Genomic DNA, 21,357 nt, shown 5'->3' with positions numbered 1-21,357 from the left:
GCCGGGGCTAGATCTGACGGCACGATCGGGTCGAGACGGGCTTGCCGGGCGTAGCATACTTGCGCGGCTAACCTGCATGTGACGGGCCGCGTCCACGAACTGCCGGGGGGCTGCAGCCCCCAGTGACGCATCCCTGGCCAGCGCCTCGGTCAATGCCGCCGTGCAACCCCGGACCAGACGCACATCAGGATTCACCAGGAAGAAGCAGTCGGCGGACGAGGCCCGCACCGCCAGGTTGCAGCCCCGACCAAAGCCGATGTTGCCCTCGGCGCGGTGGCAGTGCACCGCTTGGGGAAGCAGCGATTGCAGCAGGGTCCACTCGCCATCGTCATCGCTGTTGTCGACCACACGCACTTCGGTTCCAGGCGCGTCGGCCAGCACGGACTGTACCGCCGCCGCAATCTCGGCCGCGCCCCGGTAGTTCACCAAAATCACGCAGCAGCTCAGGCCCATGGGCTGTCCTTGCGCGGAATGGCGCGGACCAGGAATGCATAGGTGTCCCAACTTGCCGCATCGGCCTTCAGGCGCGGGCTCTGCCCCCAGTGCCGGGCCCAGTCCTCAGGCGCTGGAACCCGCACGCGCTCCAGGTGCTCGACCTGGAAGCCGGCGCTGGCGAGCAGATCCTGCAGGGTCTTCCAGGTGAAGAAGCGCAGATGGGTCACGCAGTGGATACCCAGTGGGCAGTAGTCCCAACGCCCTTCGATCAGATCGGCCATCACGCCCCAGTGGCCCACGTTGGGGATGGAGAGGAGGACCGAGCCACCCGGGGCCAGCAGGCTGCGGGCCCGGGCCAGCCAGGCACCTGGGTCGTTGGCATGCTCCAGCACATCCAGAAAGCTGATGCAATCGAATGCGCCCTCGCCATGGCCCGCCAAACCGGCAAAGGGCTGGGTGAGAAAGTCGCCTTGCCACACATGGTCCACCTGGGCGCGCGCGGTGCGGCAGGCTTCTTCCGAATACTCGGCCAGGTGGGTCTCGCAGCCGCGCTGCTCCTTGACCGCCTGAAGAAAGCCGCCTTCTCCGCCACCGACGTCCAGCACGCGGGCCACGCCGGAAGGCAGCAGGGGCAGCATGTCCTCGCGCCGCGCCTGGTGGTAGCTGGCGAAGTCGTGCACGAAAGCACCGGGTATCCACAGGGCCTGGTTGCGCACGGTGCCGGCGCGCACGGCGGCCACGGTGGTCAGCGTCACCAGCGGTGCGTGCTGGCCGCTGTCCGCAAGAGCGGGGAGATCGCGCGCGCCCAGTTGTTCCAGGTAGCGCTCCATGCCGCGCACGGTGCAGTAGTCAGGGGCCAGGGAGGGGGGAAAGCCCGGGTCGAACGCATGCACCGCCGTAGGCGCATCTCCCGGCACGCCGTCCAGCGCCCTGCCCAGCCGCTCCAGCACGTCGGGACCGACCATGACATGGCCATGGCGCAGCAGCAGCACGCGGGCAGTCCCGTCCAGCGGCGCTGCGGCCAGTGCCTGGTCCAGGGCCTCGCGCCACGCCTGCGGACTGGCCGGGTCGGGCGTCTCCTGCCACCTGGTGGGTGGCGGTAGCGCGCGGTGCAACTGGTCCCAGCCGTAGCGGAATTCTTCCGACGACAGCGGGCTTGATGCCGTGGAGACGATGACCAGTGCGATGCTTGTCATGGCGCGTCCTGGTCCAGGGGCTGCGCATCGGCCGCAAGCATCGATTGCGCCAGCGTGCGCACATCCCCACGCTGGTGGATGGCAACGCAGGTCGTCGTCAGGGGAAATTTCTGTTCCCACTTGGCCTCGAACGCTGCCCCGCTGCGCGCGATGCGCTGCGCCGTGGGTCGGGGCAGGGGGGGCTGCTGCGGGGTGTTGGACCAGTGCTCGCAAAACGCATCCACGGCGGCGGCCTGCAGACCCGCCGCCTGGGCCTGCAGCACCAGGTCGGTGGCGTAGAAGTCCCAGCCCAGCGCCGGGTCCATGCGCAGGCCGATGTCGCTGCGCACGGCCACCAGCAGTTCGTCCAGGCTGTCCACCAGGCAAGGCAGCGGTGCCGCGCCGCGCAGCACCTGGCCCCGGTCCAGCACATGGCCCGCATGGACCGCGGCAGCCCCTGCGCCGGTCACGCCGTAAGTGCCGACGATGGCCAGGCGCCCCAGCCGCTGTTCGGCCTGCGCGATGGCCTGGGCGAACAAGGTGTCCCAACCTTCGGGCAGGACCACGTCCTGGTGCACCCACACCACCCATTCCTGTTCCGGCCGGGAATCCATCACGGCGTTGAACACCTGGGCCGCGGACGCAGCATTCCAGCGCAGCACCAGCGGCCGCCTGCCGGCAGCCAGGCAGGGCGATGCCAACAAGCGTTCGCGCACGGTATCGAAGCTGCTCACGGCACTGACAAACAGAAAATCAGACACGGTCAACCATCCTTGGAGCGGCACAGCCGGCCGCCATCATGCACTGGGGGTCTCGGCGGGCACATAGGTGCGGTACAGGTCGGCGGCCCACCATTGCCACGGGTGGGACAGCAGATGGCGCTCAAGCGCCGTATAGGCCTGTTGCAATCCGCCATTGTCGAGGGTGACGGGTTCGGTGACCTCCACCGTGAAATGCCCACTCGGCCCTTCCTGGCATGTATAGAGCGCCAATGGCGCGTGGCCGGCCTTGGCCAGAAACTGCGGGCCCGACGCCATCAGGCGGCGTGCACCCAGAAAATCCACCGGTTGCGACCGATCCTGCGACGTCGAAGGGCCATCGCAGGCGATGACCACGATTTCACCGCGCCGCAGCGCACTCACGAAAACACGCAGGCTGTCCTCGAAATGCATCACCCGCCCGGGGGCCAGCAGCCGGTTCAAGGCCACGGCCTTGGTGGCAAAGTGCCGGCTGATGGCTGGCGGCACCATGGCGTCGTCAGTGAGCCGGGTGGCCATGAGATTGACGGTAAGGCCCGCTTCGGCCAGCGCTGCCAGCCCCACATAGAGACTGTCGAAATGCGCGGTCAGGAGCACCACACCCTGCTGGTTGTCACGTGCCTTGAGCAGCGGCTCCAGGCCGGTGATCCGGGCCTGGATGGTCTTGCGGTCCAGGCGGTTCAACCGAACGGCCTCGACCTCCTCGCGCGACATGCACAGAAAACGCCGCAGGGTCAGCCGCCGAGGCAGCGAGCCTTCCGGAGCTTGCAGGCGCAATTGCGCCATGGCGTGCTGCGTGGCTTCGCGCACATAGCCGTGGCCCAGCGACAGGGTGCGCCAGTCCCAGTCCATTGCATAGTTGATGCACCCGCGCAGCAGCCACAGCGGGCGGGCGAGCCAGCGTGGCAGCCGCGCCAGCAGGGGCAGCACCAGGCCGTAGTCCAGCCGTGCCACGCCCCGCGAGAGCCAGCGTGGAAACTGCTTCAATGGCCTGGCGCCGGGGCTTCCGGCTTCTTCAACACGAAGATGTGGTACCCCATGGCCCCGTCCTGGGCGAGCTCGCGGTAGTTGTTCAGCACCAGCGACCAGTACTTGGAAATGCGGCTGCGGTTGTTGGGTTGGCCAGCATTGAATTCATGCACGTGCTGGTACAGCGGGCCATACACCTCTGGGCCAATGTCCTCGGTCGAGACCAGCTCAAAGCCGGCATCGCGGATGAGTCCGTGGTAGGTCGCCGCGCTCTCGAAGTAGTTGCCCTGGCGAAAGCGCACGCCCTCCACGCGCGAACAGGTGATGTCTGCCACCACGGCGCGGCCTCCCGGCCGCAGCGTGCGGAAGATCTCGCCGAAGAACGAGGGCTTGTTGTCGTAGTGGAACGAGGATTCGATGCACAGCCCGAAGTCGAAAGCGTTGTCCTGCAGGGGCAGGGCCATGGAGTTGCCCTGCTGTGCCTGGAAGCGGTCCTGCACCCCATGGGCCCTGGCATTGGCCTGCGCCAGCGCCAGCTGGCCCTCGGCGATGTCGACTCCGGTCATGCGCGCGTGCGGCAGTTGCTTGAGCACGTTGATGCTGATCCCGCCGATGCCGCAGCCCACTTCGACACCCTGAGCGCCGTCCTTGGGAATCGAGGCAATGATGCGCTGCACCAGCGACTGCTGGGCCTCGTAGAGATGGTCCACCCCCTGGGGCCAGTAGCCGAAGTTGAGCATCACGGTGGGCGGTGCGCTGGCCTTGCTGCCCATGGCGATCCAATAGTCGCGGTTCTGGGCGTAAAAATCTGAAACTTCGTGAACGCTGTGCATAAAACTTGGTAAGTAGGTGGGGCACGGACCACTGCGGGGTCCATGTCCATCATCGTGAAAATCAGCGCTGGAGCGCCATCGCGGGGCGCAGGCCGTCGGTCAGGCTCCAGACGTCAAGCTTAGCGAAAATCTGTATCCCCCCCGGTAAGCCACCACGGCTGGCCGCCGATGCCCGTTGGTACGGCGGCCGACATGCGTTGCGTCACGCAGTGCGGGCAGGCGGCCTGCTCGGTGGCGCGGATGCCGTCCACAGGGGCCGCCAGGTCCTGCAGCCGGCGCACCAGGGGCTGGCTGATCCAACTGGTCAGCACGCTGGCGCCGCCTTGGGCGGCCAGCTCCCGGGCTGCGGCCATCAGCACTGGCATGTGCTCCATGGCGCCCAGCCAATCGAGCAGCTCCCAGTCGCCGCCAGCGTCCTTTGCGGGGCGCAGCACCACGGCCCCCAGAATGCGCCGTGCATAGCGGCCGCGCACCCACCAACACCGGTAAGCCCCATCGGGGTGGTTGGCAAACCGGTGGCGCCACCAGTGCGCATCCCGCTGGGGCAGGACAAACTCTCGGGCGCTGGCGCGCAGCGCCTGCCACAGGGCATTGAGCCGCGCATCCGTGCCGGCCATGCCCCAGTCGATGGGGGCTGTGACCCAGGGGCGCTTCCAGAAAGGCGTGGCACAGGAGGAAAGCTTCCAGCGCAGTTCGAGAATTTCTCCCACCGGGGTGTACAGGCCCAGCTTCTCGCCCAGGCGCGTATGGCGTGCGTTGGGAAATCCGAAGCCCAGCGCAAAGCCCGTCGGCGTGCCGATGTGGTCTTGCAGGAAGGCCTGGGTGGCGGTGGCGAACGGCCCCTGGCGTGAAAGGATGCCGCGCGCCTCGGTCTTGACCATCACGTCGCCCAGTTGCACGGCCTGCACCGCCTCGCCCGTGCAGATCAGTGTGCGGGCCGTGCCGCCATAGTGGGCCAGCAGGCTGCCATCGTCGCCTCGGGTCCCGGTGGCGCGGCCGCGCCCGCCATCGTATTTCCAGCGCCACAGCGCCTCGCTCATGGGATGGCCGAACACCTGCGCGAACAGGGCGCGGATCTCCTCCATCTGGGCGGCGCCCAACTCAACGGCGTGCCAGGACCGCGTGCTCACCGGCCGACCTTGCTTTCCCAGTGGTGGGGCAGGCTCACCAGGCCTTGCTCCAGCCCGGTCTGCACCACGCGCAGCGTGATGGCGCGTTCCACGATCTCATAAGGGTGCAGGCCGCGCTCGCAGGCCAGTATCACCGAGACCGTGTAGTCCCCCTGCAATAAAGGCAGGTGCGTCAGGGTGAGCACGCCCACGCCTGTGCCCGTTGCATCCCTTTGCAGCTCCACGCCATCATTGGCGCTGCCGGCGCTGGCCACCACCGTGCCGTTGGCATGGGCGATGCCGATGGCCATCGAGGGGCAGGGGAGGGCGGGGTCGCTGTCGAACTGCATGCGCAATTCCAGTGTCGTGCGTCCGGAGTGGATGGCCAGCTCACGCCCTGCCACGCCATCGGCCAAGGCCTTGATGTCGGTGATCACGGCGGTGCCGTCGGGCGCCTTGCGCACTTTGGCGCCGTGCGCGATGGAATCGGCCTCGAAATCGTCTGCCGCCGACGCGGCGGCCGGCACTGCGATGGCAGCCGCTCCTTGCGCGCCTTCGCGGCTCGGGGCATCTTCCATCACCAGCGAGGTCTCGTAGGCTGCGGTGACCTTGGGCGCCTCGTCCCACATGCGCATGCGGCCGCCTTCCAGCCACAGCGCACGCGAGCACAGAGCCTGCACGTGGTACATGGAGTGGGAGCAGAACAGGATGGTGGCGCCCCGGTCCTTCATGTCCATGATGCGGTCGAACGATTTGCGCGCGAAAGCGCCATCGCCCACGGACAGTGCCTCATCGATCACCAGGATGTCGGGCTCCACACTCGTGGCCACGGCAAACGCCAGGCGCACGAACATGCCGCTCGAATAGGTCTTGACCGGTTGGTGGATGAACTGGCCGATGTCCGCGAACGCCAGGATGCTGTCCAGGCGCTCGTCCACCTGCGCGCGCCCCATGCCCAGGATGGCAGCGTTCATGTAGACGTTTTCGAGCCCGCTGAAATCGGGGCTGAAGCCCGCACCCAGCTCCAGCAGGGCAGCCACGCGCCCGCGCACCGCCAGCGTGCCCGTGGTGGGCGCCAGCGTGCCGCAGACCATCTGCAGCAGGGTGGACTTGCCAGCGCCGTTGCGGCCCACCAGCCCTACCACCTCGCCGCGGCGGATGTCGAAGCTCACATCCTGCAGCGCCCAGAAGTCGCGGCTGTATTGCTTGTAGCGGCCCCAGAGCAATTGCTTGAGCCGGTCGCTGGGCTGCTGGAACAGCGAGAAACGCTTGCCCACAGCGCGTGCCTCGATGGCCAGGGCATGGGGGTTGTCCACAGAGGTATCAAACGACATCGGAGAACCCCGTGCGCACTTTGTGGAAAAACGCCGCACCGGCTGCGGCGACGGCGGTGCAGGCCGCCAGCAGCACCGCCAGGGCCTGCCAGTCAGGCCAGCGGCCCGCAAGCAGCACCTCGCGCGTACCGGTCATCACCCAGGCGAGCGGGTTGAGCAGCAGCCACGGGCGTATGGCTTCGGGCAATGCCTCGACCGGAAAGAAGATGGGGCTCAGGAACATGAGTGCAGCCACCACCATGCCCAGCAACTGTCCTACGTCGCGCACATAGGTGCCCACTCCGGCCAGGAACCAGCCCAGGCCCAGCACCAGGGGCAACAACGGTAGCCACACCAGCGGCAGGGCCAGCATGGTGGGCGAGAGCCCGTGGCCGCTGAGCAGGGTCAAGCCCACCAGCAGCAACGCGGACACCGCCAATCCCACCGATGCGCTGGCTGCATTCACCCAGGGCATGATCTCCAGTGGAAACACCACTTTCTTGACCAGGTGGGGCTGTTCCAACACCAGATTGGGCGCGCGGTTCACGCATTCCGCGAAGAACCCGAAGACTGCGAGGCCTGCATAGATGCGCAGGGCAAAAGCCATGTTGCCTTCATCCACGCCATGCCAGCGCACGCGCATGACGTGGCGAAACACCAGCGTGTACACCCCCAGCATCAGCAGCGGGGTGAGCACCACCCACACCATGCCCAGCCACGACTGGCGGTAGCGGGCATGCACTTCGCGGCGCGCCAGTTGCAGCACCAGGGGCATATGGCGCCAAGGCCATAGATACGACAGCAGGAATCTCAAGGCAGTAACCGTAAAACAGGGGGGGAAGGGCAGCCTGCGGGCAACGTCAGGCTTTGGGGGGGTCTGCGCGCCCTTCGGCAATATCGCGCATCAGTTCGGGCTGCATCAGCTTGAGGATGTTGCCCTCGCGCACCAGGACCTTGTGCAGAAACAACACCTGGAATGCGCGCGTCACGGTCTCCCGGCTGGCATTGATCATGATGGCCAGTTCCTGGTGGGTGGGGGCCTGGGCCACTTCGACCACCCCGTCGACCGGGCGCTGGGGCAATTGTAAAAGCAATACGCAAAGGCGCTGGAAGGGGTTGGGAAGGCTCAGCAGCGTGCGTTGTGCCATCACTGTGCGCACCCTTTGCGCCAGCCGCGCCATCACCGCCTGTGCCAGCGCAGGGTGGCCCAGGATCAGCTCGCGCGCGGCAGCGCCATCGAGAAATGCCACTGTGGACTTCACGGCAGCAATGACGAACTCCGAAGGGGGTTTGCCATCCACCAGTGCCAATTCGCCGAAATAGTCCCCGGGATCCACGAAGTACATGCCCACACTGCGGCCGTCCACCGTGAAATCGACCCCCTGCAGCCGTCCTTCCACCAGAAAACCCAGTTCCTGGGTCGGGTTTTCCTTGCCCATCACCATGGCCCGGCGGGCAAACGAGCGCAGCGCCATGCGTGCCGACAGTGGTTCCAGGGCTTCGCGCGCCAATGGCTGCAGCAAAGGAAACTGGCTCAACAACTGAACGGAAACGGGCATAGATAGGGAAAAACGCGGCTTGAGCCGATAATACGAAGCCGCTGAAAACGGCGCCCAGCGGGCGCCAGGAGATGCAGATCCGGGGTCGGACCGTGCCATGCACCCATGGAATGTTTGCCGGGCTGCGCCGGGCAGCGCATTGCGGCATTACACCACTGGCAACGCTCCCAGCATATTGCCAGCGCTGCGGCAAGTGGTGTGTGACCGTGCTCACACACTGTGAAACAGACATGAGCGAAAATAGAGACCAGAGCTATTTCCTGGCCTGCGCCCCGTTTTGGCGCCGCCAGGCATTCTCTGCTGTCCGAAAGGCACACCATGAACCACCGATTGCACCCCATTGCCGCCTGCCTCGCATTCCCCTTGATGGGAATGGGAGGCATTGCGCTTGCCTCTACGCCCGGGCAACCTTTGGGCGCGGTCGTGGGTGAAGCCACGTTTGTCATCGGTGCCGCCTCCATTCTCCAGGAAGACGGCAGCAGCCGTGCGCTCGACCGCGGCGCCGCCGTGCGCGTTGGCGATCGCATCGAGACCAAGGCCGGTGGCCATGTGCACCTGCGCTTCGTGGACGGCGGGCGCCTGAGCGTGCGGCCGGCCAGCCGCCTGCACATCGAGAGCTACAGCCATTCCGCCCAGCAGCCGCAGCTGGGCGCCATCAAGTTCCGCCTGGACGAAGGCGTGGTGCGCTCCATCACCGGCAGCTGGGGCGAGGCGGCGCGCGAGCGTTTCCGCCTGAACACCCCTGTGGCCGCCATCGGCGTCAAGGGCACGGACTTTGTCGTGCGCTCCGATATGGAGCGCACGGCTGCATCGGTGTACACCGGCGCCATCACGCTCACCCCGCTGGCCAACAATGGCTGTGGCGCCAGTGTCGGCCCCTGCATCAGTGGCCACGAAAAGCTGCTGTCGGACGACATGAAGGGCCAGATCCTCGAGTACAGCCGGCGCGATGCCACTCCCTTGCTGGTGGCCACCGACACTGTGGCGCGCAATGCGCGCGCGATGGAGATCTCGGCGGCACGCACCGAGAAGCCGCAAGCCCCGGCGCTGGACGATCTGCGCGCCGAGCCCACCCCCGTCAAGTCGCTCACCAGTGAGCAAAAGGCGGTCGAAGTCGCCGTCTACACCCCTCCGGTCGCACCGGTGGCTCCGCCGCCACCGCCTGAGCCCCCCGTGACGGTGGCGCCACCACCACCACCGCCTCCAGCGCCCCCACCTCCAGCGCCGGCTCCGCCGCCTGCCGTGGTCGAGCCCACCATCCCTGTGCAGCCGCCCCAGGTGACGCAACTGGCGTGGGCGCGCCAGTCCTGGACCGCGCGTGTCGAGGGCGACAGCTTCGTGGTGGACTACGAAACCGCGCTCAAGTCGGGCTGGAACCGTGTGGTGGGCAACGTCTCCAACGTGCTTTTCCAACAGCCGGATGCGCAAGGCAAGCTGCCCCAGGAAGGCGTCGTCAATTTCCGCCTGGCCAACGCCAGTGCACAGTTCTACAAGGACGCCCAGACCGCCATCGAAGCAGTGGCGGTGCAGAGCGGGGCCTTGCAGGTGGACTTCGGTCGCTCGCTGTTCCAGACCTCGCTGTACATGGCCAGCAAGAGCGTGGGCACGCAAAACATCCAGGCCACAGGCAATGTGAGCGCGACGGGGAATTTCGTGCCCACCGCAGCCAATGCCAACGTCATCGGCGGCCTGAATGCGAGCGGCACCGAAGCCGCCTATGGGTTCGAGAAAAGCCTGCCCCAAGGTTCGCTCAGCGGCGTAACCCTCTGGGGGCGCTGATTGACGCCACGCCAGCCGCCAGCGGACAGACGTCCGGTAGGACGACACCGGGCTCTGCTGGCAGGTCTGGCAGCCGCTGCCATTGTCAGCCTGCTGCTGTCGCTGCTTTTTGGCCCTGCGCTGCAGGCGGTCGAAGAGCGCGCGGGTGACTGGGTCTGGCGCCTGGGCTCCCAGAAAACCGAGGAGCGCCGCGTCCTCGTTGTCGACATCGATGAAAAATCACTCGCCGAAATCGGCCCCTGGCCCTGGCCGCGCAGCACCCAGGCGCGCCTGATCGAGCAGATCGCCCAGCTGGGCGCGCGCGAGCAGATCCTCGATGTGGTCTTCACCGACCCGCGCGACGACGACGCCGCGCTGCTCGCCGCCGTGACCGAGCACCGGCCGGTCCTGGCCCAGGTCTTCGCACTGGGCGCGTCGGGTCCCGGCACCGGTCTGCCCCAGCTCAGCGAGCAGGCCGCCCCGCGCGTGGGCCAGCCTTCGGGAGCGCTCGACTGGGCCAGCTGCCCGGCGCCTTTTTCGGAAGCACTGGGGCATCTGTCCAACTTTCCCGCGCTGGCAGCGCTGGGCGACATGCCGCTCGGGCGCACTGGCCACATCAGCCCCCGCATCGCCGACGACGGCGTGGTGCGCCACCAGCCTGCCATCATCTGCTGGCAGGGCAAGTCCTATCCCTCGCTGGCCATCGCCTCACTGCTGCGGGCCACCTCCGAGACCAGCCTGCTGCTGCAGCGCGGCGGATGGTGGGATGCACCCTGGACCCTGGGCAGCGCCGGCCAGGCACTGCCTGCGCTCCCGCTGGACGAACGCGGCAACATGCGTGTCGCATGGCGCCTGCATCCCGACAGCTTCGTGAGCATTCCTGCCGCCGACGTGCTGGCCGGCCGGGTTCCGACCGACATCATGGCCGGTGCCTGGGTGCTGGTGGGTGCCAGTGCCTTTGGCATGAACGACACCATTGCCACGCCTTACAGCGGCTCCAGCGCCGGGCTGTTGGCGCATGCCCAGATCCTGAGTGCCCTGGTGGATGGGCACACGCCCTATACCCCGCGCGCTGCGTTGCCGCTGCAGGCGGCGGCCGCTGCGCTGGGTGCCCTGCTGCTGTGGCTGCTGGTGCGGCTGGCAGGGGCTGCGGCCAGCGGGCGCGGCGGCTCCGAGCGTGGTGCCCAGGCGCTCTCACCGTCGCCCATGTTGCGCATGCCGGTGTACCTGCTGCCCCTGGCGGCCCTGGCCTATGCGCTGGCACTGGTGCTGGCCCATGCCCTGGCCCTGTGGCTGGCCGATGTATGGGTGGGGTGGCTGCTGCCAGCGCTCTTCGTGCTGCTGGCCGGGGTGTTTGCCGGCACCATCGAGCACGCGCGCAGCCGCAGCGAGCGGGACCGCCTCTACCAGCATCTGGCCAGCTACCTGCCGGCGCCTGTGGCGGCTGCCCTGGCGCTGCAGCCGCCCTCCAGCGCCATCCGCGCCAGCACACGGCAGGTCAGCGTGCTGCTGGCGGACATCCGCAATTTCTCCGCTTACTGCGAGGCCCGTCCGCCCGAAGAGGCCGCGGCCGTGCTGCATGCCTTCTTCTCCGCCGCCAGCCGCATCGTGCAGGCGCACGGCGGGGTCATCGAATCCTTCCAGGGCGACGCCGTCGTTGCCGTGTGGAATGGCGCGGACGACGTTCCCCTGCCTTCGGCGGCCGATGACCAGCATGCACAGGTGCACTCACGGCAGGCCGTTGCGGCTGCGCTCGACCTGCTCGCGGAATCCCTCAAGCTGCTGCCCGACCCGGCGCCCGCCGGCCTGGAGCCCCTGAGCCTGGGCCTGGGCCTGGAGACAGGCCCTGCCATGGTGGGATCCTTCGGGCTGGCCAGCCGCCGCACCCACACGGTCATGGGCCGTACCATCACCATCGCCAGCCGCCTGGTCGATCTGACGGTAGACCTTGCGCACCCCATCCTGGTCGGCGAGGGCATGGCGGCGCAACTGGGCGGGCAATTCACCGTGAGCGCGCGTGCAGGAGGCGGCGCAGGCTCCGTGGAGCCGCAGCACCTGCAGTCCATGGGCACCTTCCTGCTCGAGGGCCTGCGCGTACCCCACCACATATATGCTGTGCCCCTGGACACCCTGGCGGCCGAGCACCCGCCTGCACCGGGGGACAGCCAGGCAGCCCAACCCACAACCCATGGCACAGCGTAGGCGGCACTACCGTTTTTCTGCCGAATCCCGCGCAGCATCCGCGCCCCCGGGCCCATGGCCCCGCACGGTGTGGACGCTTGCCATCGCCATGTCCGCTGCCACGGCCGTCCAGGCCCAGGCGCCCCGCGCAACTGAGCCTGAAAAGCGCCTGCCCCCCCTGTCCGCCCCTGTGCAGGAGACCGCTCCCGCTTTCAACGTGCCCCAGGTGCCACCGGCCGGCGCCGATCCCAGTGCCGCACAGGCTGCAGTGGCTGCCGTGTGCGTCCCGGTGCCTGATGGCACCCCTGCCGACCGCCTGACCCCTTATGTCATCACCTGCCAGCGCGTGCCCGAATGGCTGGCGCAACTGGGTGCATTGCTCAACAAGGAAGGCCGTTACGACGAAGCAGCCGAGCACCTGGAGCGTTCGCTCATGCTCGCGCCCGACCAGATCCAGGCCGGGCTCGACTACGCCGTGGCACTCGCTGGCGTGGGCGACCTGCTCAGTGCGACCCAGCTGCTGGGCCAGTGGCTGGCGCGCCCCGACCTGCCCGACACCTTGCGCGCCAGCCTGGCCCAGGCCCAGCAGCGCTATGCTGCGGCGGGCCGTGCCAATACCGGCTGGCAATGGCGCCGCCACGCCGGGCTGCGGCAGGGGCGCGACAGCAACCTCGCAGGCGCCCCCGGCATCACCAGCCTGACGCTGACACTGCCCACCGGCAACATCACCTTGCCGGTGGAAGAAGCCAGCCTTCCCCGCCCCGGTACCTACACCCGCGCCGACGTGCGCATGGACCTGGCGCGCCAGTGGGCCGATGGCCAGCGCGTGGAGGTGGCGGCCGCCGTGCTCGCCCGCTCCGCCCCCCAGGCCCCCCAGACCGGGACCACCCAGGCCGAGCTCGCGGGCGAATATTCGCGCCTGGCGGGAGAAATCGGCTCCGGCGGCAACACCACCCTGCTGCAGCACTATATGGGTGCTGCCATTGCCAACCTCCATACACGCGGTGGCACACGTTACTCAAGTTTGCACCTGGGCTCGGGCCTGCAACTGCAGGACAAATACATGCCCGCCAACGGCACCGGCCTGCCCAGTACGCAGGGCTTGTCGTCAATCTGCAACACCCGCGTGGGCGCAGAAGTGCAGTTGCGCAATCTTTATAGCAACCCGGTGCTCTCGGGCCGCTATGCGGGTCTGGCCTGGCAGTGGAGCTGCAACGCGCAGCCCCAGCAGGTGCTGGCGGACGGCGCAGGCCTTGCCTTCAGCCAGTGGCAGATCGGCCTGCGCGCCGGTGTGGACATGCCCACCGATGCCACCCGCCCCGGTGGCCGCCAGCAGCAGTACAGCCTGCGCGCCGCCGCCCACCTGGGCCCGCGCTGGTACCTGGACGCGGAACTGGGCCACAACCGGGACACCACCGCCTACAGCGCCATTCTGGACAACGGGCGTGTGCGCAACACCACCCGCCTGTCCATGCGCGCCGAATACCAGCATCCGCTGACCGGCCTCGCACCCGGTGCCGTGGCAGTGCTGGGCTTCGAAGGCTTCAGGCAGACCGCCAACCTGCCCTTGTTCGCCATCCGCAGCAGCGGGCCCTACATTGCCATTCGGGGCCAGTGGTAGCCACAAGCCACTGTGGGCTGTTGGCTTGCTGCAACATCGTAAGCAGGAGGCAGACATCACCGACAAGCGCGCGCTACTTGTGATCCGCATCACGCCCCCACCGGTGGGTTGGTTGCTACACTTCATCCCAAGTTGGCTAGGCATTGCTCTTGAATCACTGGCATTTTTTTAAAAGTGCGTGTGATAATGCCAGAGCAAACTTGTAAAGATGGGGCTGAACTGGCACGCACGGCAGACAAGCGTGGTGCACTAGACGGGCTGGCCTTGCTTTAGCAACTTGTTTTCATTTTTCAACTGTCAATAGGAAGTTTCAAATGCCTAAGCAAATTTTTGGTGTCGATTCGACGGTCACTTCGCTGAACCGCGCGTTCAACGACCAATCCCCTGCCAATGCCGTGTACAACAACCAAGTGGCGCAAGCCACTGCAGTTGGCACCAACGCATTTGCTCTGTCGTTCGGCGCCGGCTACTCCAGCCTGACCGAAGACGCTCTGGCTGCAAAGATCCTGGGCAACCTGGGCGTGCTGCCTAACACCGGCCTGCAAGCCGCCGTCAAGGACTACCTGGTTTCCGTGGGCAAGGCCAACGTGGGTATCGTTGCTCTGCAACTGGCTGACATCCTGTCCGGCCTGGAAAACGCCACCGGCGACCAAGCTGCTTTCGCTCCATTCGCTGTGAAGTGGAACAACGAAGTCACCGCTTCGTACACCTATTCGGCTAACCCAGCTAACACTGGTCCTTCGCCTATCGGTGATACCGACCAGTCCGTGACCGGCGTGACCCTGTCGCTGACCAACGGTGACGACTTCCTGTCGACCCAAGCTGCTGAAGCCAAGTACAAGACCACGGCTAACAACGACACCATCGTTGGTGGCACTGCCAACCTGGGCGCTAATGACGTTATTGACGGTGGCGCTGGCACCGACACCCTGAAGGCTGCTATTTCTGCCAACGGCGTGGCTCCAACGGTCAGCAACGTTGAAAACTTCTTCATCGCCAACACCAACGCCGGTTGGGGCTTTGACCTGAAGAACTCCACTGGCGTGCAACAGCTGTGGAATGATGGCTCTGCTGTCGCTACCAACTTCAACACCATTACCCTGGGTACCACGGTTGGTCTGAAGGACACGACCGCAGACACCACGTTCAACTTCGCCAAGGCAACCGGCACGGCTGACGCAGCTACCCTGGTTCTGAGCGGTTCCGGCGCTGGCAACACGCAAATCGACGCTATCGAAACGCTGGCCGTGCAAAGCACCGTCAAGGCCAACACCCTGACGCTGAAGGCCAACACGCTGGAAACCATCACCGTGACTGGTGACAAGGGCCTGACCCTGTCGGCGACGAATGCCAATGCCGCTTCGGTGAAGGCTGTTGACGCTTCTGCCGCTACTGCTGCAGTGAGCATTGACCTGGCTGCCAACGCCAATGGCGTGAACGTCAAGGGCGGCACGGGTGCTGACACCGTGAGCGTTATCGGTGCTACCAAAGCTGTCACGATCGACGGCGGTGCTGGTGCTGACACGATCTCCGTGACGGCTTCCAAGGGTCACACCTTGACCGGCGGTGCTGGCAATGACTCCTTCAACGTTGCTGTCGGCGGCAAGGGCGCTGGTGAAACGACCGGTAGCCTGACCGCTGGCGATCTGACCACTTCGGCCAAGCTGATTGCGGCAGCTGTCAAGATCACCGACTTCGCTTCGGGCGACACTCTGACGCTTAACACCAGCGCCACGAAGTACGTTGCTGCTGACGTGGTTAAGCTGACCGGCACGCAAGTCGAAAACCTGGCAGCTACTGGCGACCTGCTGAACATCGTCTCCGATCTGACCGACACCGCTCTGCCAGCTGGCTCGGGTACCACGACCACCATCGTCGGCGGCATTGCTGCCGGCGCTGCAGTGAGCTTCACGGTTGGCGGTAACGCTTACATCTTCGTGAACGACAGCGCTGCTGGCCTGACCGCTGGCGACGTGCTGATTCAACTGACTGGTGTGACCGCTCCTGCTACCATCACGTTCGCTGGTTAATTTGGCGATTGAAGTGGGCTCCTCTCAGTGGAGCTCCCGAGAAAAAGCTGCCCTCTGGGCAGCTTTTTTTTGTCTGACCCTTTCTGCCTTTAGCTGGTCCCCTTTCGTTGAGGAAAGAGCAGGAGTCATGGGATCAACGACCAATCACACATGTGCGCAAGAGCCAGAAGACTGCAGAGTTGAGACCCCTGCGGAGCGCCTTACGGCCCGACTTTGGACGGAGGCATCCAGCAATGCTCAATCTACTTTCAGACCCTAGAAGTGGCCTGATCTGCTCAATGGCGCGTGGCTATGGCTGCTACCAGCACGCGCTGTCATGACCGGTCAATGGGATCCTGAAGCCGGAATTGCTGCTCTATCGACCGCATGAACTGAGCCACGGCAAACGCATAGTGGGAAAGACCATAGTGACGGGTCTTGCCCCATGTTGACACGCCCTGCGTCTAACCATGTCTATCTCTACGCATTGGACCGGCCTGATCGCGTGTCAAAATAGGGAATCAAAACAGGAGTGGTATTGCATGTCTGACTGGACCGCCGGCTACGTGGCCGATATTGGATACACCTACGGCTACTATCCTGAGCTCAATCCTTTGAGAGTCAAGCTAGCTTTCCTCAGCCAAGGGTTGGTCTTTCCAGAATTCGGTGCTGCCTGCGAACTAGGCTTCGGTCAGGGTCTGAGTGCCAACATACATGCTGCGGCTTCTCTCACTACTTGGCATGGAAACGACTTCAATCCCGCTCAGGCCGGCTTTGCGCAGGAACTGGCGGCCGCTTCTGGGGCGGGTGCACAGTTGTCCGACGAATCTTTTGCGGAGTTTGCAGCGCGCACAGACTTGCCGCAGTTCGACTACATCGGCTTGCATGGCATCTGGAGTTGGATCAATGATCAGAATCGGGCCATCATCGTAGAATTTGTGCGCCGCAGGCTCAAGGTGGGGGGCGTACTCTACATAAGCTACAACACGCTCCCAGGCTGGGCCGCTTTTGCGCCAATGCTCCATCTGCTGACTTTGCATTCACAAGTGCAGGGCTCAAGCGGCCAGGGAATCGTTGCCCGTATCGAAGGGGCGTTCGAATTTGCGGACAAACTGCTCGATGCGAACCCTGGCTACGCCCGCGCCAATCCTTCGGTGCGGGATCGCATCACGAAGGTCAAAGAGCAGAATCGCCACTATGTGGCGCACGAGTACTTCAACCGCGATTGGTTGCCCATGCATTTCGCGACCATGTCCGAGTGGCTTGAGCCCGCAAAACTGCAATTTGCGTGCTCGGCCAGTCCTTTAGATCATGTGGATCCCCTCAACCTGACACCGGACCAGCAGGAGCTGCTCAAGGGGATTGGCGACGTCACACTGCGCGAGACCACCAGGGACTTCCTGATTAACCAGCAGTTTCGCAGGGACTACTGGGTACGTGGTGCGCGGAAGCTAAGTGCGCTTGATCAGCGAACGGCTTTGCGGGCTCTAAGGGTGCTTCTAGTGGTGCCACGCAGCGAAGTCTCATTGAAGGTTACTGGGGCTGCAGGCGAAGCGGAGATGAGTGAAGCGATTTACAAACCCATTCTGGATCTGCTGGCCGACTACAAGCCTCGCACGCTGGGACAGATCGAAGAGGCCTTGCGTGAGAAGGGAGTATTGTTCGCTCATGTCCTGCAAGCAGCGCATGTACTTAGTGGAGGCGGCCACTTGGCGTGCGCGCAAGACGACGCACAAGTGAACAAGGCGCGCAAGCAGAGTGACAAGCTCAACGCCATTCTTATGCAGAAGGCAAAGAGTAGCCATGACGTTGGCTACCTAGCCAGCCCTATGACCGGCGGCGGTGTGTTGGTCCCGCGCTTTTCTCAGCTATTCCTTGCTACATACATGCAAGGAAAAAAGCTGCCAGCCGATTGGGTGCAACCCGTTTGGCAAGTGCTGCAGATGCATGGCCAGCACCTGCTCAAGGATGGAAAGCCATTGTCGACCCCTGAAGAAAATCAAGCTGAACTTTTGGCCCAAGCCCAAACCTTCGCTGAGAAACAACTGCCAATCATGAAGGCACTGATGGTGGTCTAAAGCTGAACATGCCACCCGCATCGCTTTAAGATGGACCCATCAGCATAAGTTGGAACTTGCACACCTCTAACGACCGCCTCTGGGGTCGCCTGCCGTGTTGTTCGCCTGGTCTTGAAGTGCTTTAAAAAGAAGTCCAAGTCCGGTGCTTGTCAGTAGGCGCATGCCATAGGCTTAACAAGGAGTGGAAGCGCTGGACTTACCTGAGGAGAGCGTGCCAGCGAGGTGTGCATATATGCCGCACCTTCCCGGTTCCGGGCATCCCGCGGACATTGCTGCCACGGGCGAGGTGCCCGGACAAATGGGCAGGCAAGGGCCCGGAAAGGGAATCACACCATGGGACGTCATCTGGTACCGGGCACGGACGCGCAGAACCAGGCCGTATTGGCGGTGGCCGAAACGGCGCTGGCTGCGGGGGACTATGCCAAGCTGGGAGCAGGGGGGCTGGTGCGGCGAGCTGCCGATGGCGTACCCCTGGCGCTGCAGAATGCAGGGGCTGGTGTCAGCGCGCTGGTCCCAACTGCCACCGTGGAGAGCAGCGGGAGTGCCTGGGGGCGCAATATCTTCAGTGCCCAGGTCTTTCGCTCGGTTCTCGCTTTGGACAATGGCAGCTTTGCGATTGTCTACAGCGGCAACGGTTCGCAGTCTGATACGGGAGCCAATCTGCGTATCTATGGCCCGATGCGTGTTGCGCTGTCCTCCAGAATCCCGGTGGCCACTGGCAACGGAGTTGTGGGAACCCGCCTGGCACGGGTTGGCAGCGACGGCATTGCCGTCATCTGGGTGGAAAGTGTGAGCCTCAAGCTGGCGATCCATGCTGCGGTGACGGGCGCCATGGTGGTGTCTGAATCCACCTTGGCAACACTTCCCAACAATGACAACCAAAGCTGGAACGTGGCGATGCTGGCCAGTGGTGAAATCGTGGTGGCTTATGCCAAGAACGGGTCCAACGACCTGGCGTTCAAGCGCTTCAATGCATCGGGCGTGTTGCAGGGCAGCGAGGTGCTGGTGGAGGCAGGTGCCAACCCCAGTTGCGTGGGCGTGCTGCCTTTGGCTGCAGGGGGCTTTGTGGTGCACTATTTCCGCAGTGCGGTGGCGACTGCCTACAAGTTTGCACGCTTCAATGCAGCGGGGGCTTTGCAAGGGGCATTGACAACGTTGGCGGTAACGACTTTCAACCGCAATGTGACCCCAGCAGAGCGCAATGCCATGGAGCTGGGCAATGGCAATCTGGCTTTTGTCGACACGTCCAGCAGCACCAATGCCGGTGTGCGCCTGTACGACGCGCTGGGCAATTTCCTCAGCACGGTGGTGGCGGCCACCGGGGCATCGGGCATGCCGAATACCGTTTGCATCTGCCCGCGCCAGTTTGGCGGCTTCTGGTTGGCGGTGGGGGGGCAATTGTACGAATATGACAACGCAGGGACCAGCCTGCGGCAGTCGGCGGTGGCGGGGTTTGCGCCGTTCATGCTGCTGGACCGTGCGGGCAATGGGCCGGTCATGGTGTCCCACTTGGTGGGCGGCGGGTTCACCGTCGTGCTGAGCAGTTGGAGCGCCGATCTGTCGGCCGTTGAAAACACCCTCACCTTGAGTACATCCAGCTCATACCCCTTGTCGTATGCGTGGACTGAGGTGCTGTCCAATGGCATGCTGGCCAGCGTGGTGTGTGGTCAGGCATCTACCGGGGCAGCAACGGTGCATGTGAGCATTCCCCAGGCGGCATCCATCCTGGGCATCGTGCAGGAGCCCGCAGCGGCCGGCGCGGTGGTGCGGGTGGCCACGGCCGGAAAGTTCGCGTCAACGCAGTCGTTCAGCGGCCCCGCGTTTGACCGGCGCAGTGCCACCCCTCCGGGTACGCGTGGTGTGGCAGTGGGCACTGCAGCCATTCTGGGCGGATTGGCGGGATAGCGGGCGGCTCGACAGCAGAGGGGCCGGCAGCCAGAGCCGGGGGCAGGGGCGTGAAGAGGCATTGGTCGCCTCGGGCGGTCGCTGCGCACCACACAATGTTTTCTTGTAAGCCCTGGCGTGTAGGCTCTATGCTCTGCATGTTTCACCATCATTGGAGCTGTGTTTGTGGCCATCGTCCTCTCTGCCGACCTCGAAGTCAGCATTTTGAACCGCGCATTGAACGACCAGTCCCCCTCGAATGCGGTTTTCCACCAGCAGAGGTTGGCTGCCGGCGCTACCCCGCAAAGCTGGGAAGCCTATGCCTTCCAGTTCGGCGCTGGCTACCAGCACCTGACGACGGGTTCCATGGCGTTGCTGATCTCGACCAACCTGGGGCTGCCGCGAGACATTGGCCTGCAAGGCGCGCTGGTCTCGTACCTGGACGCCGTGGGCAAGGAAAATGTGGGCATCGTGGCCTTCCAATTGGGCTACGCATTGCTGGGCCTGGAAAAGGCCGGCGGTGAGCTGGCCGTTTACAACGCAGCGGCCGAGGCATGGTCCAAGGAGGTCGCGGAAGCCTATGTGTACTCGACCAACTCGGCCCACGGCAGCCCGTCGCCCAAGGGGGCATCGGCAGGTGCGGCGGGCTGGAGCTCCGCAGTGGAGCAACAGCCGGTCGACGCTACCGCATCGGTGCAACTGGTGGGCGTGGACGCCGGGGTTGTGCTGGCCTGAAGAGGCTGTCGCTGACGGGCCGCTGGCTGCCCAGCATCATCATCAAGCGGTGTATGTTTGCAAGCCCAGTAGCTCCCGCGCCTCCTGCGGTGAGGCCACGCTGCGCCCTGCGTCGCGTGCGACCTGGGCCAACTGCGCAATCAGCGGCCCATTCGATGTGGCCTTGCTGCCGTCGGGCAGGTAGAAGGTATCTTCGAGCCCGGTGCGCAGGTGGCCGCCCAGTTCGGCCACGCGCTGGTGCACGGGCCAGATATCCTGCCGGCCGATCACGGTGGCCTGCCAGGGGGCGCCCTTTATCTTGAGCTTGAGCAGTATGGGCAGCAGGTCCGGGTCGGCCGGCATGCCCGATTCGACGCCCATCACGAAGTTGTATTCGGGCAGGCGCTCGGTGTACATGCCCGTCTGCACATACATCTCCACGCAGCGCACGATGCCCACGTCGAAGCATTCGAACTCGGGCAGGGTGCCGGTTTCCAGCATCACGTCGATGAAGTCCTTGACCTTGGCGGGCTGGTTGTCGAACAGCATGGGCGGCCAAGCCCAGGTGCCGTTGCTGCGCACCTTGAGGTAGTTGAGCGAGCCGGCGTTGCAGGCCGCCATCTCGGGCCGGGTGGCGCGCAGGCAGTCGAGCGGGCCCTGGTAGTGCGGGCCCACCACGCCGGTGGTCTGGTTGATGATGAGGCCGGGGCATTCTTCGCGCATGGCCTGAACGCAGTCGCGCGCCACCTGCGGGTCCCACGAGGGCAGGTGGCCCTTGCCCGCCTCTTGCTGGCGAAAGTGCACGTGCACCACGGCGGCGCCGGCGTTCACTGCACGGCGCGCCTCGCGCGCCAGTTGCTCGGGCGTCACGGGCACATGGTGCTGCGTGGGGTCGGTCAGCACGCCGGTGATGGCGCAGGTGATGATGGCTTTGTCGTTGTTGCTCATTGCGTCTCGTCTC

Annotated in this window: 17 protein-coding genes; 7 read left to right on the top strand and 10 right to left on the bottom strand. The window is 65.0% G+C overall.

Annotation, left to right across the window (positions count from 1 at the left end):
- The 9 genes from ACK59X_RS15120 to ACK59X_RS15080 form a co-directional block, all read right to left on the bottom strand.
- A partial coding sequence (locus ACK59X_RS15120; RefSeq protein ID WP_409958359.1) for a glycosyltransferase occupies nt 1–453 on the bottom strand: 453 nt, incomplete at its 3' end.
- Nucleotides 444–1,631, bottom strand: a complete 1,188-nt coding sequence (locus ACK59X_RS15115) for a class I SAM-dependent methyltransferase (protein WP_409958357.1) — start codon at nt 1,629–1,631, stop codon at nt 444–446. The genes ACK59X_RS15115 and ACK59X_RS15120, both read right to left, overlap by 10 nt.
- Nucleotides 1,628–2,371, bottom strand: a complete 744-nt coding sequence (locus ACK59X_RS15110; RefSeq protein ID WP_409958355.1) for a hypothetical protein — start codon at nt 2,369–2,371, stop codon at nt 1,628–1,630. Before ACK59X_RS15110 ends, ACK59X_RS15115 begins: the two co-directional genes overlap by 4 nt.
- Before the next feature lie 36 nt (nt 2,372–2,407).
- A complete protein-coding gene (locus ACK59X_RS15105) occupies nt 2,408–3,355 on the bottom strand; it encodes a lysophospholipid acyltransferase family protein (protein WP_409958353.1) in 948 nt (315 codons plus the stop codon).
- The gene (locus tag ACK59X_RS15100) at nt 3,352–4,110 is read right to left on the bottom strand and encodes a class I SAM-dependent methyltransferase (protein ID WP_409958351.1); all 759 of its coding nucleotides are present in this window, start codon (nt 4,108–4,110) and stop codon (nt 3,352–3,354) included. The genes ACK59X_RS15105 and ACK59X_RS15100 overlap by 4 nt, the downstream gene beginning before the upstream one ends.
- Nucleotides 4,111–4,289: 179 nt before the next feature.
- Nucleotides 4,290–5,300: a hypothetical protein gene (locus tag ACK59X_RS15095; protein ID WP_409958349.1), complete on the bottom strand. Its 1,011-nt coding sequence runs from the start codon at nt 5,298–5,300 to the stop codon at nt 4,290–4,292.
- Nucleotides 5,297–6,613, bottom strand: coding sequence for an ABC transporter ATP-binding protein (locus ACK59X_RS15090; protein ID WP_409958348.1), 1,317 nt, complete (start codon nt 6,611–6,613; stop codon nt 5,297–5,299). The genes ACK59X_RS15095 and ACK59X_RS15090 overlap by 4 nt, the downstream gene beginning before the upstream one ends.
- Nucleotides 6,603–7,367 (bottom strand): ABC transporter permease, encoded by a 765-nt coding sequence (locus ACK59X_RS15085; RefSeq protein WP_409958346.1) that lies wholly within the window; start codon nt 7,365–7,367, stop codon nt 6,603–6,605. The genes ACK59X_RS15090 and ACK59X_RS15085 overlap by 11 nt, the downstream gene beginning before the upstream one ends.
- Before the next feature lie 85 nt (nt 7,368–7,452).
- A complete protein-coding gene (locus ACK59X_RS15080; protein ID WP_409958344.1) occupies nt 7,453–8,151 on the bottom strand; it encodes a Crp/Fnr family transcriptional regulator in 699 nt (232 codons plus the stop codon).
- Nucleotides 8,152–8,574: 423 nt separating this feature from the next.
- Here ACK59X_RS15080 and ACK59X_RS15075 point away from each other — a divergent pair, with 423 nt between their 5' ends.
- The 7 genes from ACK59X_RS15075 (at nt 8,575) to ACK59X_RS15045 (ending at nt 20,417) form a co-directional block, all read left to right on the top strand.
- Nucleotides 8,575–9,930, top strand: a complete 1,356-nt coding sequence (locus ACK59X_RS15075; protein ID WP_409958342.1) for a FecR domain-containing protein — start codon at nt 8,575–8,577, stop codon at nt 9,928–9,930.
- Complete coding sequence (locus ACK59X_RS15070; protein WP_409958341.1) at nt 9,931–12,111, top strand: CHASE2 domain-containing protein; 2,181 nt, start codon at nt 9,931–9,933, stop codon at nt 12,109–12,111. It begins immediately after the preceding gene.
- Between the two features lie 88 nt (nt 12,112–12,199).
- Entirely contained in the window at nt 12,200–13,711 is a 1,512-nt protein-coding gene (locus tag ACK59X_RS15065; protein WP_409958339.1) for a tetratricopeptide repeat protein, read from the top strand.
- A gap of 314 nt (nt 13,712–14,025) precedes the next feature.
- The gene (locus tag ACK59X_RS15060) at nt 14,026–15,741 is read left to right on the top strand and encodes a beta strand repeat-containing protein (protein WP_409958337.1); all 1,716 of its coding nucleotides are present in this window, start codon (nt 14,026–14,028) and stop codon (nt 15,739–15,741) included.
- A 521-nt stretch (nt 15,742–16,262) separates the two neighbouring features.
- Nucleotides 16,263–17,798, top strand: a complete 1,536-nt coding sequence (locus ACK59X_RS15055; RefSeq protein ID WP_409958335.1) for a class I SAM-dependent methyltransferase — start codon at nt 16,263–16,265, stop codon at nt 17,796–17,798.
- A 525-nt stretch (nt 17,799–18,323) separates the two neighbouring features.
- Nucleotides 18,324–19,703 carry a hypothetical protein gene (locus tag ACK59X_RS15050; RefSeq protein WP_409958333.1) on the top strand — a complete coding sequence of 460 codons (1,380 nt, stop codon included), beginning with the start codon at nt 18,324–18,326 and terminating at the stop codon, nt 19,701–19,703.
- A gap of 165 nt (nt 19,704–19,868) precedes the next feature.
- Complete coding sequence (locus ACK59X_RS15045) at nt 19,869–20,417, top strand: hypothetical protein (protein WP_409958331.1); 549 nt, start codon at nt 19,869–19,871, stop codon at nt 20,415–20,417.
- A 42-nt stretch (nt 20,418–20,459) separates the two neighbouring features.
- Here ACK59X_RS15045 and ACK59X_RS15040 read toward each other — a convergent pair whose 3' ends face one another.
- A complete protein-coding gene (locus ACK59X_RS15040) occupies nt 20,460–21,344 on the bottom strand; it encodes a 3-keto-5-aminohexanoate cleavage protein (RefSeq protein ID WP_409958329.1) in 885 nt (294 codons plus the stop codon).
- Nucleotides 21,345–21,357: the final 13 nt, after the last annotated feature.

It is taken from the genome of Acidovorax sp. (assembly GCF_046339755.1).
In the GTDB taxonomy this organism is placed as follows: domain Bacteria; phylum Pseudomonadota; class Gammaproteobacteria; order Burkholderiales; family Burkholderiaceae_C; genus Acidovorax.
The sequence above is the reverse complement of the archived record's forward strand: the minus strand, read 5'-3'. Positions and strand labels throughout refer to the sequence as shown.

Coding starts and splice junctions, on each gene's coding strand:
- ACK59X_RS15115 (WP_409958357.1), bottom strand. CDS start 1,631: ATGACAAGCATCGCACTGGTCATCGTCTCCACGGCATCAAGCCCGCTG.
- ACK59X_RS15100 (WP_409958351.1), bottom strand. CDS start 4,110: ATGGGCAGCAAGGCCAGCGCACCGCCCACCGTGATGCTCAACTTCGGC.
- ACK59X_RS15090 (WP_409958348.1), bottom strand. CDS start 6,613: ATGTCGTTTGATACCTCTGTGGACAACCCCCATGCCCTGGCCATCGAG.
- ACK59X_RS15085 (WP_409958346.1), bottom strand. CDS start 7,367: ATGCCCCTGGTGCTGCAACTGGCGCGCCGCGAAGTGCATGCCCGCTAC.
- ACK59X_RS15080 (WP_409958344.1), bottom strand. CDS start 8,151: ATGCCCGTTTCCGTTCAGTTGTTGAGCCAGTTTCCTTTGCTGCAGCCA.
- ACK59X_RS15065 (WP_409958339.1), top strand. CDS start 12,200: ATGTCCGCTGCCACGGCCGTCCAGGCCCAGGCGCCCCGCGCAACTGAG.
- ACK59X_RS15060 (WP_409958337.1), top strand. CDS start 14,026: ATGCCTAAGCAAATTTTTGGTGTCGATTCGACGGTCACTTCGCTGAAC.
- ACK59X_RS15055 (WP_409958335.1), top strand. CDS start 16,263: ATGTCTGACTGGACCGCCGGCTACGTGGCCGATATTGGATACACCTAC.
- ACK59X_RS15040 (WP_409958329.1), bottom strand. CDS start 21,344: ATGAGCAACAACGACAAAGCCATCATCACCTGCGCCATCACCGGCGTG.